The sequence below is a fragment of the Burkholderia theae genome, from assembly GCF_048565265.1.
Lineage (GTDB): Bacteria > Pseudomonadota > Gammaproteobacteria > Burkholderiales > Burkholderiaceae > Burkholderia > Burkholderia theae.
In genome coordinates, this window is sequence record NZ_CP183462.1 from 2,388,558 (window position 1) to 2,403,207 (window position 14,650).

13 protein-coding genes are annotated in these 14,650 nt (G+C 66.7%); 5 read left to right on the forward strand and 8 right to left on the reverse strand.

Features of this window, described 5'->3' with window-relative positions; translation table 11 throughout:
* Positions 1-41 precede the first annotated feature (41 nt).
* Positions 42-674, reverse strand: a complete 633-nt coding sequence (gene gstA / locus ACN22W_RS28235; protein WP_419687990.1) for a glutathione transferase GstA — start codon at positions 672-674, stop codon at positions 42-44.
* Positions 675-810: 136 nt separating this feature from the next.
* Between gstA and ACN22W_RS28240 the strand changes: the two genes are divergently transcribed.
* The 4 genes from ACN22W_RS28240 to ACN22W_RS28255 all read left to right on the forward strand — a co-directional run bounded on the left by ACN22W_RS28240 (position 811) and on the right by ACN22W_RS28255 (position 4,052).
* Positions 811-1,191 (forward strand): winged helix-turn-helix transcriptional regulator, encoded by a 381-nt coding sequence (locus tag ACN22W_RS28240; protein WP_129516434.1) that lies wholly within the window; start codon positions 811-813, stop codon positions 1,189-1,191.
* A 22-nt stretch (positions 1,192-1,213) separates the two neighbouring features.
* A complete protein-coding gene (locus ACN22W_RS28245) occupies positions 1,214-1,582 on the forward strand; it encodes a hypothetical protein (protein WP_419687991.1) in 369 nt (122 codons plus the stop codon).
* Positions 1,583-1,626: 44 nt separating this feature from the next.
* Positions 1,627-2,490 (forward strand): XAC2610-related protein, encoded by an 864-nt coding sequence (locus ACN22W_RS28250; RefSeq protein WP_419687992.1) that lies wholly within the window; start codon positions 1,627-1,629, stop codon positions 2,488-2,490.
* A gap of 182 nt (positions 2,491-2,672) precedes the next feature.
* Complete coding sequence (locus ACN22W_RS28255; protein WP_419687993.1) at positions 2,673-4,052, forward strand: MFS transporter; 1,380 nt, start codon at positions 2,673-2,675, stop codon at positions 4,050-4,052.
* A gap of 37 nt (positions 4,053-4,089) precedes the next feature.
* Here ACN22W_RS28255 and ACN22W_RS28260 read toward each other — a convergent pair whose 3' ends face one another.
* The 4 genes from ACN22W_RS28260 to ACN22W_RS28275 form a co-directional block, all read right to left on the reverse strand.
* Positions 4,090-5,166, reverse strand: a complete 1,077-nt coding sequence (locus ACN22W_RS28260) for a C45 family autoproteolytic acyltransferase/hydolase (protein ID WP_419687994.1) — start codon at positions 5,164-5,166, stop codon at positions 4,090-4,092.
* Between the two features lie 88 nt (positions 5,167-5,254).
* Positions 5,255-6,829 carry a DUF3138 family protein gene (locus ACN22W_RS28265; protein WP_412025375.1) on the reverse strand — a complete coding sequence of 525 codons (1,575 nt, stop codon included), beginning with the start codon at positions 6,827-6,829 and terminating at the stop codon, positions 5,255-5,257.
* Between the two features lie 96 nt (positions 6,830-6,925).
* Complete coding sequence (locus ACN22W_RS28270; RefSeq protein WP_419687995.1) at positions 6,926-8,041, reverse strand: polyamine ABC transporter substrate-binding protein; 1,116 nt, start codon at positions 8,039-8,041, stop codon at positions 6,926-6,928.
* A 346-nt stretch (positions 8,042-8,387) separates the two neighbouring features.
* Positions 8,388-9,608, reverse strand: a complete 1,221-nt coding sequence (locus ACN22W_RS28275) for an RNA-guided endonuclease InsQ/TnpB family protein (protein ID WP_419687996.1) — start codon at positions 9,606-9,608, stop codon at positions 8,388-8,390.
* A gap of 394 nt (positions 9,609-10,002) precedes the next feature.
* On the opposite strand from ACN22W_RS28275, the gene ACN22W_RS28280 reads away from it, so the two are divergent.
* Positions 10,003-10,842, forward strand: a complete 840-nt coding sequence (locus ACN22W_RS28280) for a helix-turn-helix transcriptional regulator (protein WP_419687997.1) — start codon at positions 10,003-10,005, stop codon at positions 10,840-10,842.
* A gap of 16 nt (positions 10,843-10,858) precedes the next feature.
* On the opposite strand, the gene ACN22W_RS28285 is transcribed toward ACN22W_RS28280, so the two are convergent.
* From ACN22W_RS28285 to ACN22W_RS28295, 3 genes are all read right to left on the reverse strand, one after another.
* Positions 10,859-11,779: a LysR family transcriptional regulator gene (locus ACN22W_RS28285; RefSeq protein WP_129516419.1), complete on the reverse strand. Its 921-nt coding sequence runs from the start codon at positions 11,777-11,779 to the stop codon at positions 10,859-10,861.
* Between the two features lie 71 nt (positions 11,780-11,850).
* A complete protein-coding gene (locus tag ACN22W_RS28290; protein ID WP_419687998.1) occupies positions 11,851-13,041 on the reverse strand; it encodes an MFS transporter in 1,191 nt (396 codons plus the stop codon).
* Positions 13,042-13,129: 88 nt separating this feature from the next.
* Positions 13,130-14,590: an NAD(P)/FAD-dependent oxidoreductase gene (locus tag ACN22W_RS28295; protein WP_419687999.1), complete on the reverse strand. Its 1,461-nt coding sequence runs from the start codon at positions 14,588-14,590 to the stop codon at positions 13,130-13,132.
* Between the last annotated feature and the right edge of the window lie 60 nt (positions 14,591-14,650).

Genomic DNA, 14,650 nt, shown 5'->3' on the forward strand with positions numbered 1-14,650 from the left:
GCGGCGGGATGACGCACCGTATCCGCGACCGTCGCCGCACGCTACCGCAGCAGGCCGTCCGCCTCCAGCACGTGCTGCACGGCCGGCCGCGCGCGGACCCGTTCGTACCACGCGCGCAGATGCGCATGCCGGCTCAGGTCGATATCCGCGTTGTACACCGAGCGCATCCAGTCGGCCTTGCCCCAGCCGGTCAGCGCAAACAGGTACGCATCGGCCACCGTGAACGTGTCGCCCGTCAGGAACGTCTTGCCGTCGAGCTGACGGTCGATCCATGCGAAGCGGCTGTCGAGCTTCTGCCGCGCCGGCTCCACATACTTCCCCGCCTGCACCGCATACAGCAGCGGGATGAAGCCCTTGTGGATCTCGGTGCCGAGGAAGTTGAGCCACTCCATCAGCCGGTAACGGGCGAGCGTGCCGTACGCGGGCGCGAGCGCGGCTTCCGGGCGCAGATCCGCGAGATACTGCGCGATCACCGGCCCTTCGCGCAGCGTCGTGCCATCGTCGAGTTCGAGCAGCGGCACGTAGCCAAGTTCGGTCACGTCGTAGTAATCGCGGCCGTCTTCGACGACATGCTTGCGCGCGTCGACCTTGACGATCTCCGCGTCGATGCCGCCTTCGCGCAGCACGATGCGGATGGCCTGGGAACAGCTGCCGGGAGCGTGATAAAGCTTCATGCGTTTCCTTCGTAGGTTGACCGTATATCGATTCGCCGCGACGCGGGCGCTAATATCTCGCATCGACGCAGGGCTGAGAAGACGGCAGTCGTTTGTGCCGTAGTCACAAAAAATTTACCGACCAGGGTTCAGCAGCATGAAAACGAGTGCGACAGGATGTTCCGTTGAAGAAGCGATGCGCCTGCTCGGCGGCCGCTGGCGGCTGCTGCTGGTGTCGTATCTGCTCGACGGGCCGCGACGCTTCAGCGACCTGCGCCGCGACATGCCGGGCATCTCGCAGCGCATGCTGACGCTCGACCTGCGTGCGCTGGAAGACGCCGGGCTCGTGCGGCGGACCGTCTATCCGGAAGTGCCGGTGCGGGTCGAGTACGATCTGACCGCGGACGGCGACCGGCTGCGGCCGGTGGTCGACGTGATGCGCGAATTCGGGCTGTGGCTGAAGGCGCGCGATGCGCGGGCCGATGCGATGCCCGACGCCGCGGCTGCAATCGAAACGACGATGCACGCCTCCCGCTAACCATTTCGAAGGAACAACACTCATGGAACTTCACGCTACCGTCGGCGCGGCCACGTCCGACCTCGACGACGACGAGAGCTTCGCCAACATCTACTGTCACGACGCGGAGCAAGACTATTGCTTCGCGCTGTCGCGCTTTCCGGACGACGCGCTGATCGAAGTGATGGTGCGCGACCAGATCACCTGGCGCGTCAAGGATCTGTCGGTACGCCTGACGGACGACACGATCGACGTCGAGATCGAACCGGGCATCGCGGCGCGTCTCGACGGTCAGACGCGTTACGTCATCCATCTCGCAACGGGCCAGTACGATCCGGTCGCGCTGCGCGCCGCGCTGAAGGAGATCTTCGTCGGCAAGAACGGCTATCGCGACGACAGCGCGGGCGGCTGACCGGTCGCCAGCACGCTCATCTCCGTTCACTCCGACACCCGCTCATGACGCGCTCCCTGCAACCCCGACCGTTTTCGCACATTACCGCGCTGCTGCTCGCGGCATGCGCTTCGTTCGCCCCCGCCGCATACGCGGCCAAGCCGCTGCTCACGTTCAAGGTCGACGACACCGTCACGGCCCGCGTCGAGCGCGCCGACGGAGCGCACATCACGGTCCGCTTCCTGCCGAGCGGGAAAACGCAGACGCTCGACGTCACCGTCACCGACGAGGAAGGCCACTACCACCTCGCATCGGACGACTACAACTTCGACGGCCACCGCGATCTCGCGGTGTACGCGATGCTCGGCATGGTCAACGAAAGCTACGGGATCTACCTGTACGACGCCGCGCGCCAGCAGTTCGAGCCGCTGCAGATGCCCGCGAACGACATGCCGCACGGCAATTGCGACGACCTGGTCAACGTCGTGGCGAAGCCGAAGGAACGCACGCTGTACAGTTCGTGCCGCGGCGGCCCGATCTGGTACACCGATGCGTACCGCTTCGACACCAGCGGAAGGATGTATCTGTACCAGTCCAGCGAAGCGATCACGGACGACCTGCGCGGCTTGCTCGACGGCGACAACGGCCCGGCGTCGATACTGCTGACCTACGACGCGCGCGGCAAGCGCGTGTCGCGCCGGCCGCAAGCCTACGGCGGCGGCACGGTCACGTTCAAGGTACACGCGGCGCGCCTGCCGCTGCACGACACGATGACCGACGCGCCCACGCGCCGCTATGTCGTCGCGGGCGACACGCTCGAACTGATCGACGCGAGCGACGATTTCCAGTGGCTGAAGGTGCGGTATCGCAATCCGCACGCCGGCGCGGTGCAGGGCTGGGTCAGTGCGAAGGAAGCGATGGCCGACTGATCTCCGATGCGCCGCTTGCGCCGCGCTTTCCCACATACTGAACGCCCAACTTCCCATTAATAGGGATGTCTGTTCAAATGTTGACGCGTTTCACGCCACGGCTCTAACGTTCGCCCCAACGCCATTCGATTCGGCTGCCCCGCTCGCGGGCGCCGGCCGGGCATAGAACACAGGAGACAACCGTGGCCCAATCCGCGTCACGCACCCATGCCAACCCGCCGGAGCCGCCGCTTGCGCGCGCGGACATCTCGCCGGAATCCGTCGCTCACGCAACCGCAGCCGCCCGACCAAGCCGCAAGCGACTGCTGATCCTCGCGCTGCTGTTCGTCACGGTCGTGATCAACTATCTCGACCGCAGCAACCTGTCGATCGCCGCGCCGGCGCTGTTCAAGGAACTGAACATCGATCCGGTCCGCGCGGGCCTCGTGTTCTCCGCGTTCGGCTGGACCTATGCGCTGATGCAGATTCCGGGCGGCTGGCTCGTCGACAAGGTCTCGCCGCGCGTGCTGTATGCGGGTGCGCTGGCGCTGTGGTCGGCCGCCACGCTGCTGCTCGGCTTCGCGGGTTCGTTCGTCGGGCTGATCGTGCTGCGTCTCGCGGTCGGCGCGCTCGAGGCGCCGGCCTACCCGATCAACAACCGCGTGGTCACGACGTGGTTCCCGACCCGCGAGCGCGCGAGCGCGATCGGCGGCTACACGTCGGGCCAGTTCGTCGGCCTCGCGTTCCTCACGCCGGTGCTGGCGTGGCTGCAGGTGCATCTCGGCTGGCACATGGTGTTCGTCGCGACCGGTCTCGCCGGCATCGCATGGGCCGCGATCTGGTATGCGGTGTATCGCGAGCCGCGCGCGTTTCGCGGCGTCAACGCGGCCGAGATCGCGCTGATCCGCGACGGCGGCGGGCTCGTCGATCTCGAAGACCGCATCGCGGCGCGCAGCGAACGCACGCCGTCGACCTGGCGCGACCTCGGCGTCGTGCTCGGCCGGCGCAAGCTGTGGGGCATCTACCTCGGCCAGTTCGCGCTGAACTCGACGCTGTGGTTTTTCCTCACGTGGTTCCCGACCTATCTCGTCAAGTATCGCGGGATGGATTTCATCAAGTCGGGCTTCCTCGCGTCGCTGCCGTTCCTCGCCGCGTTCGTCGGCGTGCTGTGCTCGGGCGTGCTGTCGGACTGGCTGATGCGCCGCGGCGCATCGCAGGGCTTCGCGCGCAAGCTGCCGATCATCTCGGGACTGCTGATCTCGACCAGCATCATCGGTGCGAACTACGTGACGTCGACGGGCTGGGTGATCGCGTTCATGACGATCGCGTTCTTCGGCAACGGCTTCGCGTCGATCACGTGGTCGCTCGTGTCGGGGCTCGCGCCCGCGCGGCTGATCGGCCTCACGGGCGGCGTGTTCAACCTGATCGGCAACCTGTCCGCGATCGCGACGCCGATCGTGATCGGGCTGCTCGTGAACGGCGCGGACTTCTCGCGCGCGATCACCTACATCGCCGCGATGGCGCTCGCGGGCAGCCTGTCGTACGGGCTGCTCGTCGGCAAGGTCGAACGCATCGACGCGTGACCGCCGCACGGGCGGCACACGCGTGCCGCCCGGCGGATCAGAACCGCAGCGCCCCGTCGCGCGCGAGGTCGTGCGGATTGCCGGCCACGTAGTCGAGCGCGCACGCGTCGGTATCGATGCCGACGGTCAGCAGCGTTTCCCAGCGCTCGGTATCGGGCATCGAGCGATCCGGGTGGAAACACACCACGGCCTGATCGCCGGCCGCGCCGCACATCGCCGCCGCACGCTCGCGCACCTCGGCGCTCGTCATGCCCGCCACGACATCGTTCAGGTGCGCGAAGCGTTCGCGCGTGGTCGAGCTGTCGGGCATGCACTCGCCGCCGCTCAACGCGCGGTCGAGGAAATGGTTCGTATGCAGCAGCCAGCCGTCCGGACGCGGCACGACCACCCCCACGCCCGACGGGCTCAACTCGATGCTCGCCGCGCGCGGGTTCGCGTCGTGCCGCGTGAACACGGTCAGCACCGTCGACGCGCTCACCCGCGCGGTGCGCGCGAGGTCGATCGCTTCCTGCACCGTCGTCGCGTCTTCGAGCAGGCGCCGCGCGATCGCATGCACGGGCACGCCGGCGCTGTCGTTGTCGCTCGCGTGATGCAGGATGTTGAAGTGCAGCCCGAGCCCCGCGCTGTTCACGCCGAGCTTCGCGAGCATCCCGAATTCGGAGAACAGCTTGACGGTGCGGCCGTGCGGTGTGTCGAACTGCATCAGCAGCCCCTGCGGCGCGAGGCTGTCGTGCCAGTCCCACGTCTGCAGCGTGCGCGGCGCATGCGGGCCGGCCGGCGCGTAGACGGTCGTCGAGCATTCGCCTTCGGCCGACGCCGGGGCGGTCGCGAGAATCTCGGTGCGCGCGTTCAGGCATGCGAGCTGCCAGCGTGGCAGGTCGACACCGTCGGCGATCGCCTCGACTTCGGCGGCGAGGCGCGGGCACCATGCGCCGAGCGCGGCCAGACTCGCCTCGCCGATCTCCCGCGCGCGCTGCGAATCGATGCCGAGCTTCGGGAAGAACGCGAGATAGCGCGCGACCGTCTCGCGGATCTCGGGCGTGAAGCGTTCGCCGATCAGGCGGCCTCGCGCGCGCGGATCGGTGAGGTCGGTCACGAAGGTATGCAGCTTCAAGATCAAATCTCCTGTGTCGAATGAGGTCCGGGCCCGCTCGGCCCGGAACGTGATTGCGTTGCGTCGCGAATCGGACGGCACGCGCCGGTCAGAACGAGTAGATGAACTGCATCCCGGCCAGGTCGTTGCTGCGCGAGTACGTGCCGTTGCTCTTCAGGAACACCGGATGGTTCGCCGCGTCGTGGCGGTATTCGACCTTCACGGTGATCTGCTGCGTCGGATAGAACAACAGGTCGGCCGTGATCGCGTAGCGCTGCGCGCCCTTGCACTCGGTGCCGTTCGTCGACGAGCCCTGGAAGCACGCCGGATCGATGCCGAAGCCGCTCGACCCGTTCACCGACGGGTTGCCGCCCGCGAGCCCGTACTGGATGTTCGTGCCGCCGCCGCCGTTCGACGTGTTGTTCAGGTAGTCGAAGCGCAGCGTTGCGCCCATGCGGCCGACCCACGACGTCGTCCATTTCGTATGGCCAAGCAGCGACATCCCGTACCAGCGCGCGGTGCCGCCGTTCCATGCGCCCTTCTGCAGCTCGCCGTAGTCGACCTGCGCGTTGACCTGGGTCTTGTCGTGCGTATAGGTCATGTCGGCTTCCACGTACTTGTAGAGGCCGGTCGGCGACGATCCGTTGCACTGGTAACCGTAGCCGCCCGCGACCGCGCACGGCGAGAACAGCGACTGCCGGCCGAGCATCGCGGAGATCCCGAAGTCGTATGCGGTCGACGTCGCGTTGTCGAAGCGCGCGGTGATGGTCGGCGTCCAGTTGGTCTTCGTCGTGTTGTTCGCCGCGTTCGCGATCGCGCCGGCCGTGCGCAGCACCTCGTTGCCGATCACCACCTGCCAGAAGCGCGTCATCGCCGCGTTGGAGCCCTTCAGCCCGACGCCGATCAGGTTGCCCGGCTCGCTGAAGTCGTACAGCAGCCCGTGCGTGAGCGTCAGCATCTGGTTCGACGGCTGCACCTCGTAGCCCGCGAGGCTCGGCATCATCCCGACCTCGAAGGTGCGCGTCGTGCTGAGCGGCACGTTGACCTGCGCCTGCGTGATGATGTTGTTGCCGACCCCACCGTGCGCATTGCTGAACACGTTGCCGAAACCGCGGTTCGGCTGGATCACGATCTCCGCCGACGGCGCCATCGGGCCGACGCCGAAGGTCTTCTTGATGTCGAGGTAGACGTCGCCGATCGTGCTGTTGAAGTAGTCGTACGCGCCTGGATCGTGGTTCAGGAACTGGAAGCCGGACGTGCGCTGCGCACGGTTGAACAGGTACACGGGATCGACATAACCGGTGATGCTCAGGCCCGCGAGCGGGCCGGTCGTCGCGGCTTCCTGCAGCGAGTCGACCTTCAGCGACGCGTTCGAGATCTGCTCGCGCATCTGCTGCAGGTCGTCGTTCGTGAACGCGGGTGTCGAATCGGCTGCCGGCGCGGCCGCCGCCGCCGTGTTGACCGAGCCGATCTTCGCGCCGCCCGATGCGGTAGCGGTTGCGGCGCCGGGTGTCTGTGCGGCCATCATGCTCGCGCGCAGCTCGTTCACCTGCTGCTGCAGCGCGGTGACCTGCGCCTGCAGCGCCTTCATCTTGCTCGCGTCGGTTGCCTGCGGCGTGTGTGCGAATGCCGAAGCCGCTTCGAACGCGAGCAGGCACAGCGCCGTCATGTGTTTGATTTTCATGGGGTGGGTGTCGTCGGGACGAGCGCGCCCCCGCCCGCCGCGGTGGGCGGCGGGGCGCGCGAAAGGGATGCGGGAGTGGTGGGGGCTGCGGCCGGCTTACTCGGTCTTCAGCTTCGTCCAGAGACGGTTCTGCAGACGCATCAGCTCAGGCGGGATCGGCTTGCTGAGGCTCAGCTTGCGGATCACGTCGGCCGGCGGGAACACGGCCGGATCGCTCGTCACCTCGGTGCGCACCAGGTGCTTCGACGACGGCACGGCCGACGGATACGACGTGTCGTTGGTCAGGTTCGCGCTCTCCTTCTCCGACAGCACGAAGTTGACGAACTTGTGTGCGGCGTCCGGATGCGGCGCATCCTTCGGGATCGCCATCATGTCGAACCACATCGCGCTGCCCTCGATCGGGATCACGTACTTGATGTGATACGACTTCTTCGCGGAAACGGCCGCGATGCGCGCGGAGTTCACGTCGCCCGACCAGCCGAGCGCGAGGCAGATGTCGCCGCCCGCGAGATCGTTGATGTAGCTGCTCGAATTGAACTGCGTGATGTACGGCCGCACCGACTTCAGCAGCTCGTACGCGGCCTGGTAGTCGGCCGGGTTCGTCGTGTTCGCATCCTTCTTCAGGTAGACCAGCGCCATCCCGAACGCGTCGACCGGCGAATCGAGCACCGACACGCCGCAGCTCTTCAGCTTCTGCGCGTACTTCGGATCGAACAGCAGCGCCCAGCTGTCGAGCGGCGCGTCGTTGCCGAGCACGGCCTTCACCTTCTCGACGTTCATCCCGAGGCCATCCGTGCCCCACGTCCACGGAATGCCGAACTGGTTGCCCGGATCATCCTTCGACAGCACCTTCATGATTTCCGGATCGAGCAGCCCGTAGTTCGGCACCTGGCTCTTGTCGATCTTGCGGAAGATGCCGGCCTGCAGCTGCCGCGCCCAGAAGATGTCGGACGGCACGACGACGTCGTAGCCCGACGTGCCCGACAGCAGCTTCGCCTGCAGCGTCTCGTTCGAATCGAACTCCTGGTAGACGACCTTGATGCCGGTCGCCTTCTCGAAGTTCGCGATCGTCGCCTTGCCGATCGAGTTGCCCCAGTTGTACACGTTGACGACGTCCGCCGCGTGCGCGACCGGCGCGCCGCCCCACGCGAACCCGCCCAGCGCGAGCGCCGCGCATGCCGTCTTCAGATGATGTTTCCAGTCCCCTGCCATGTTTTCCTCCGTCGATATCATGATCCGTTCGCGATGAACGGGTGTGTGCTTCGGTCCGGAAAAATGTAGCCAGAGGAAATTGGCCGGTCTGCCCTGCCAATAGGGGGACACGCCGCACAATCGGCGCAGGATTGGAGCGTTTTTTAAACCTTTGCCGCGGCCCCTTCAGCTCGTGCCGGCTCAGCACGCCGTCACGCCCGTGCCCCCGCCGAAATCGTCGCCCACGTCGTGATGCAGCTATCGCGCACTGTGACAGCCTGCATCCGCGGTTTGTGCGGTTCGACGGTATAGACCTTCGCGTTGTTGACATCCTCCCCGGCCTGAAGGCCAGGGATTTCTACGGCGCTCAGGCGTGGCATTGTGCCGCCCCTGAGTCACTTCGATGGGTTCCTGCTGCTGGCGGCATGACTGCACCGCTCACTTCACAGGCGCAACGGGCGTGCCCCGCCCTGAGAACATTGATCGCGCCGACCACATCGGCGTTTTCCGCGAACCCGCATTCCATGCACTCGAATCGGGCTTGGGTTCGTCGATTTCCCGTCGACACATAACCGCAACACGGACAGGTTCGGCTCGTGTTCCGCGGCGGCACGGCAACGAGCCAGCCGCCGTGCCACGCCAACTTGTAGTCCAGTTGGCGGCGGAACTCGAACCAGCCTTGATCGAGGATCGCCTTGTTCAGGCCGGACTTGACCCGAACCTGCCTGCCTGGCTTCTCGGTAGTGCCTGCCGCCGATCTGGACATATTCCGCACCTTCAAGTCCTCGATACACACCATCGCGTGGTTTTGGCTGATCGCGGTCGTGGCTTTGTGCAGGTAGTCGCGGCGGGCGTTACCGATCCGGGAATGAATGCGCTGAACACGGGCTTTCGCCGTCATCCAATTGCGGCTGAACTTCACCTTGCGGCTCATCGCCTGCTGCGCACGGCGCAGCGCGGCTTCGTGCCGCTTGAAGCTGTTAAGCGGCGCGTAGAACGTACCATCCGAGAGCGTGGCGAGACGCACTACACCCATATCGATACCAATGGCGTTGCCCTGTGGAATCGGCTGCTCGACTTCGCGCTCGGTCTGAATCGACACATACCACTTGCCACACGACTGGCTCACGGTGACGTTCTTCACCGTGCCCAGCGCTTCCCGGCTGTTGCGATAACGCAGCCAGCCGAGCTTGGGCAGGAACACGCGGCTATTGGTCTGATCGAGCTTGACCTGCTTCGGGTCTGGATAGCGAAAGCTGTCGCTCCGGCCTTTTTTCTTGAAGCGCGGGAAGTCGGTGCGCTTCGCGAAGATGCTGGCGTAGGCCCGCTCCAAATCCTTGAGAGACTGTTGCAGCGGATGAACCGGAGCGTCGGCCAGCCACGCGGTTTCCGTGCTGTTGCGCCATTCGGTCAGCAGCTTGCATAGTCCGGCATAGCCGAGCTTCTTCTCGCCCTGTGCGTGACGTTCCTTCTGCAACGCCAGCGCCTTGTTGAAGACGAACCGGCACGAGCCTGCGAAGCGGCGCATTTGCCGCTCTTGCTGGCCGTCGGGGCGTAGCTCGAACTTGTAGGCTTGAAATCGTTGCATGATCCAATCGTACTCGTGGTCGATGTGCGATGGCAGCGATATCCGGCATGGACGACTACGTCGTCCTCGCTATTCCTCCCCACCCTGAACGACTGCGCTTGTCGCACACTGGATCAGAACGAAATCCGCCGGCGTCGCGGCGGCATGCGTCGGTTGAATCTGCATTGCCTGTCCTTTGTAGGTTTCGAAGCGCTTTCACTATAGACAGACGATACGCACGGGTCTGCCCCCCCGACGCCGGGGCTTTCGCGAATTCCGGCGTGCCGCGCGCACGCCGTGTCATCAATGTGAGGACAGCCCGCGAAATCGACGCATTTATCCGGTGAATTCCCGGCAGACGCGCGCGCGGGCTTCGCGTAACGTCGCGCTGTCACCCGCCCGCCCCCGCCCGATCATGCGACTTCTTCATCCCGACCCCGCCGCGCACGGCCACTACCTGGTCGGCGTGCGTCCCGACACGCTCGGCGCGGCGATCCGCGCGGTCGGCACGCCGGACTTCATCGGCGCGGTCACGGCGTTCGTCAACGACAGCATCGCGGCCGACGCCGTGCATCTCGAACGCTGGCGCACCGACACGGGCAGCGCGTCGGGCCACGTGGTCGAATGGCTCGGCAGCGGCAGCGTGCGCCGCGCGGCCGATACGCTGCGCGTGATGGACCTCTACTACCATGACTACTGCCACGTCGATCCGCTGTTCGCGCCGCTGCGCGGCAAGGCCGGCACGCTGCTCGTGCAGCGCCACATCGACGGGCTCGCGAACGGCGAGTTCCGCCGCCGGATCTTCGACGAACCGGGCATCGCGCAGGAATGCGTGCTGGTGCACGGCAACGCGCACGTGCAGTACGCGCTCGGGCTCGCGCGCGCCGGCGGGCAGGCCGCGTTCACGACGGACGAGCTGTTCCACTTCCGGCAGATGGTCGACCTGCTGTTTCCGATGTTCGAGCTGCATGCGCGCACGTACGCCGCACGGCGGGTCGCGTCGGCAGCGCCGAACGCGCTGTCGCATGCCGGGCAGGCCGGTTTCGATGCGCGCCTCGAACGGCAGGACGTGCAGCTGTCGCGCCGCGAGCACGAGATCTGCCGGTTGATGCTATGCGGGCGCTCGGTGCCCGAGGCCGCGCAGCAGCTCGACGTGAAGCTGTCGACGGCCGAGTCGTACGTGAAGCGCGCATTCGCGAAGCTCGGCGTGCGCACGCGCCGCGAGCTGTTCGACTGGGTGCTGGTCGACTGCTGAACACGCGGGCGATGCGCTACGCGGCCAGCGCGGCCGCCTTGATGTTGAACGCGCGCAGCAGGTCCTCGCAGAACGCGTCGACGATCGGCTTGTCGCTCGTGCTGCGCTTCATCGCGAGATGCAGCGGCACGTCGAAGCTGAACGTCGCGCGGCCGACGGCCTTGACGAGCCCGCGCTGCTCGAACGGCTCCGCGTAATGCGCGGGCAGGTAGCCGAGATGGCCGCCCGACAGGATCAGGATCGTCGCGGCCTCGATGCTGTCCGCGCTCGCGGTCACGCGCCGCTCGGGCAGCGGATACTGCTCCTCCGGCACCGGATAGGTGCGCCATACCCAGTCGTGAAGCTGCAGGTCGTCCGCCGTCACGGGCCGCGACGCATGGAACAGCGGATGCCCGCGCCCGCAGTAGATCACCTGCTGCTCGGTGAAGAGCGGCGTGTAGAGCAAGCCGGGCACGCGATGCCAGAAATAGCCGATCGCGAGATCGAGCTGGTTGTTGACGAGGCTTTCCTCGAGCTCCTGCGGCGACGCAACCTTCATCGAGAACGTGACGGCCTGGTCGCGCTTGCGGAATGCGCCGATCGCGTCGGCCACGCGTGCATTCTCGACGAGCGGTGCCTGGCCGATCAGGCCGATCGACAGCGTGCCGACCAGCTTGCGGTCGATGTCGCGCACGCGCGCGACGAATTCGGAGGTTGCCGCGACGAGCGTGCGCGCGGTCGCCGCGAAGCGTTCGCCCTTCGACGTCAGGCGAAAGCCGCCGCGCCCGCGATCGCACAGCTTGAAGCCGACGCGCGCCTCGAGTGCCGACAGCTGCGTGCTGATGGTCGACTGCCGCACGCCGAGCGACGCCTCGGCGGCCGTGATGCCGCGTGCGTCGACGACGGCGAGAAAGACCCGGATGAGCCGGAGATCGAGATCGGTGGTATTCGAAAACATGCTGAAGCCGCCTTCGCCGATGAATCGAACCGGACGCGCGCCGCCATCGGCAGCGGCGCGCGTCGCCTCCGTCACTCCGATGCCGCCGAGAGCGCGCGTTCCATGCCGAACACGGCAGGCCGCAGCCGCCCGTAGCAGAGGAACGCCACCGCGCACAGCACGATCGCCGCGAAAAGCGCCGACTGCGTGCCCGCGCTCTCGATCAGCGAGCCGCCCGCGACCGAGCCGACGCCATAACCGAGCGCGACACAGCCCGGCGACAGCGCGGCCGACTTGCCGATCAGGTCGTACTGCGGAATCGTCGCGTAGATCAGCAGCGCGCCGCCCGTCCAGCAGCCGATGAAGACGATCGCGCCGAGCGTGAACGTCGGGACCGACGCCGGCATCGCGAGCAGCACGGCCGCGACCGCGCAACCGCCGAGGTTCACGAGCGTCCAGCGGCGCAGGCCCGCACCGGCGCCGAGCTTCGGCATCGCCGCGCAGATCACGAGGCTCGCGACGTTCGCGATGCCGAGCACGAGCGACACCGACTTGCCGCTCAGCCCCGCATCGGTGCCGATCTTCTCGAGGAAGGTCCACACCACGCCGACGCCGCCGTACAGCGCGAGCTGCGCGCACAGCACGAGCATGGCGCCCCTGCGGTCGATGCTGCCGGCAACGCCGGCCGGCGTCGGTGCGGCCAGCGTCTCGCCGCGGCGAAACAGCGGCGTCGCGAGCACGAACATGCCGAGCACGCACGCGACGAAACCGAACACGCCGTGCGCGCCCCATGCGCCGCTCAGCATCGGGAAGATGGTGGCGAGCAGCACCATGCTCCACATCACCTGCCCCATCAGCATCACGCCGAGATTGCGTTCCGGCGCGCGCGAGTACGACAGGTAGCGCAGCGCGATGCCGTTCAGCCCGCCCGAGCCGACACCCGCGATGAACTGCAGCGCCGAATACGCGACGAGCCCGTGCGTCGCGAGCGTGCCGAGGTTCGCGCCGGCCGCGAGCGTCACCGCGCCCGCGAGCACGAGCCTGACCGGCTGGCGGCCGAGCACGAACGCGACGAGCAGCGTGCCCGTCGATTCGCCGAGCACCTCGATGAAGCTCGACAGCCCGAGCGCCGCTTCGCCGAAGCCCCAATGGCGTTCGACCTGCCCGACGATCGCGGGCAGGCCGAGAAATACCGTCGGCCCGAGTATGCCGAGCAGCAGCATCACGACGACGAACAGCGCGTTTTCCTGTCGCGCTTCATCCTGCAGGTTCACTACGTTCATCAGGTGTCTCTCTCCGTGTCCGCTGCGCGGACCGTCTCCTCATGGGAGTTTGGTATGGCGGCGGCCCGGTTGCGAGCCGCCGCGTCGTTTACATCGGGAAGCCCATCGCCTTGAGGCCGCTGATCCACGCGCGCTTCCAGCCGCCTTCGGCGTCCGCGCCGTCGAACGCATGGAACGTGATCTTCGCGGCGACCCAGCGCATCGGCTCGGGCGGGATGTAGCTCGGGCTCTGGTTCGCGATGTCGAGCTTGCGTTCGGGGCTGTCGCGATCGAACAGGATGTTCAGCCCCATGAACGCGCCGAACCGGCTCGCCGCGACGCCGAAGCCCGTATAACCGGCGACGAACACGGCCTTGTCGCCGAGATAGCGCTTCGCGAACACCGAGCCGCGCGAGCAGTAGTCGATCGGGCCGCCCCACGCGTGCGAGAAGTGCACGTCGCTCAGTTGCGGGAAGGTGCGGTAGAACGCCTCCGCGAGCCGGTAGTACGTGTCGCGCTGACCGTCCTGGTGCGGTTCCGGGTCGCCGTCGAAGTGATAGCTGACGAGGCCGCCGAAGATGATGTTGTTGTTCTTCGTCAGGCGGAAATAGTTGAGCTGCGTGCGCGTGTCGTACACGCCCTGGCGGCTCTTCCAGCCGATCCGCGCGAGTTGCTCGTCGGTCAGCGGCTCGGTCGCGAGCACGTGGTCGCGCACCTGCATCACGCGGCGGTTGATGTCCGGAATCCCGACTTTCGCGGTGCCGCTGCCGAACACGACGCGCGGGGCCCGCACGCTGCCCTTCGGCGTCTTCACGAACACCGTGCTGCCTTCGTCGGTCACGGTCGTGAGCGGCGTGTGCTCGTACAGCTTCACACCGAGCGACAGCGCCGCGCGCTTGAGCCCCCACGCGAGTTTCGCCGGATGCACGATGCCGCTGCGGTTGCGCGACCACAGCGCGCCCGCGAACAGCGGCGAGTTCAGTTGTTCGAGCGTTTCGTCGCGGTTCAGCAGCACGACGTTGTGGCCGTACTCGCGATGCAGGTCGTAATCGCCCTTCAGGTGCGCGAGGTGCTCCGGATCGACCGCCACCGTCATCTCGCCGTTCCATTCGATGTCGGCGTCGATGTCGTAGCGCTTCAGCGTCTCCTCGAACCCGTCGAGGTTGTGATGGCCGAATTCCTCGAGTTGCGCGATGTCGTTCGGGAACACGCGCACCGCGTTCGGCAGCCCGTGCATCACCGACGTCGAGATGATCCCGCCCGCGCGCCCCGATGCGCCGTGCGCGACCTTGCCGGCCTCGATCAGCACCACGTTCAGGTGCGGCATCTGTTCCTTCGCCTGCACGGCCGACCACAGCCCGGTGAAGCCGCCGCCGACGATCAGCAGGTCGGCCGTCACGTCGCCGACGAGTTCCGGCTCGGTTGCCGGCGCGGCCGGGTTGTCGAGCCAGTACGGGAACAGCTTCGTATTCGCGAGCGCCGCCTCGACGCCCAGCGCGACCGGTGCGCCACGCATGGCGTGTGCCTGAACCGGCGCGGTCTGTTTTGCTTCGTTGACTTCCATTTCCATGATCCCTGCCATCACACGCGAAAACGAAACCGCCGCCGGGCGCGCGTCACACGGACGACG

What these genes read in the sequence shown, in the direction of transcription:
- ACN22W_RS28245 (WP_419687991.1), top strand. Translation starts at nt 1,214, where the DNA reads ATGGAACTTCACGCTACCGTCGGCGCGGCCACGTCCGACCTCGACGAC.
- ACN22W_RS28280 (WP_419687997.1), top strand. Translation starts at nt 10,003, where the DNA reads ATGCGACTTCTTCATCCCGACCCCGCCGCGCACGGCCACTACCTGGTC.
- ACN22W_RS28240 (WP_129516434.1), top strand. Translation starts at nt 811, where the DNA reads ATGAAAACGAGTGCGACAGGATGTTCCGTTGAAGAAGCGATGCGCCTG.
- ACN22W_RS28285 (WP_129516419.1), bottom strand. Translation starts at nt 11,779, where the DNA reads ATGTTTTCGAATACCACCGATCTCGATCTCCGGCTCATCCGGGTCTTT.
- ACN22W_RS28250 (WP_419687992.1), top strand. Translation starts at nt 1,627, where the DNA reads ATGACGCGCTCCCTGCAACCCCGACCGTTTTCGCACATTACCGCGCTG.
- ACN22W_RS28290 (WP_419687998.1), bottom strand. Translation starts at nt 13,041, where the DNA reads ATGAACGTAGTGAACCTGCAGGATGAAGCGCGACAGGAAAACGCGCTG.
- ACN22W_RS28295 (WP_419687999.1), bottom strand. Translation starts at nt 14,590, where the DNA reads ATGGAAATGGAAGTCAACGAAGCAAAACAGACCGCGCCGGTTCAGGCA.
- ACN22W_RS28275 (WP_419687996.1), bottom strand. Translation starts at nt 9,608, where the DNA reads ATGCAACGATTTCAAGCCTACAAGTTCGAGCTACGCCCCGACGGCCAG.
- ACN22W_RS28265 (WP_412025375.1), bottom strand. Translation starts at nt 6,829, where the DNA reads ATGAAAATCAAACACATGACGGCGCTGTGCCTGCTCGCGTTCGAAGCG.
- ACN22W_RS28270 (WP_419687995.1), bottom strand. Translation starts at nt 8,041, where the DNA reads ATGGCAGGGGACTGGAAACATCATCTGAAGACGGCATGCGCGGCGCTC.
- gstA (WP_419687990.1), bottom strand. Translation starts at nt 674, where the DNA reads ATGAAGCTTTATCACGCTCCCGGCAGCTGTTCCCAGGCCATCCGCATC.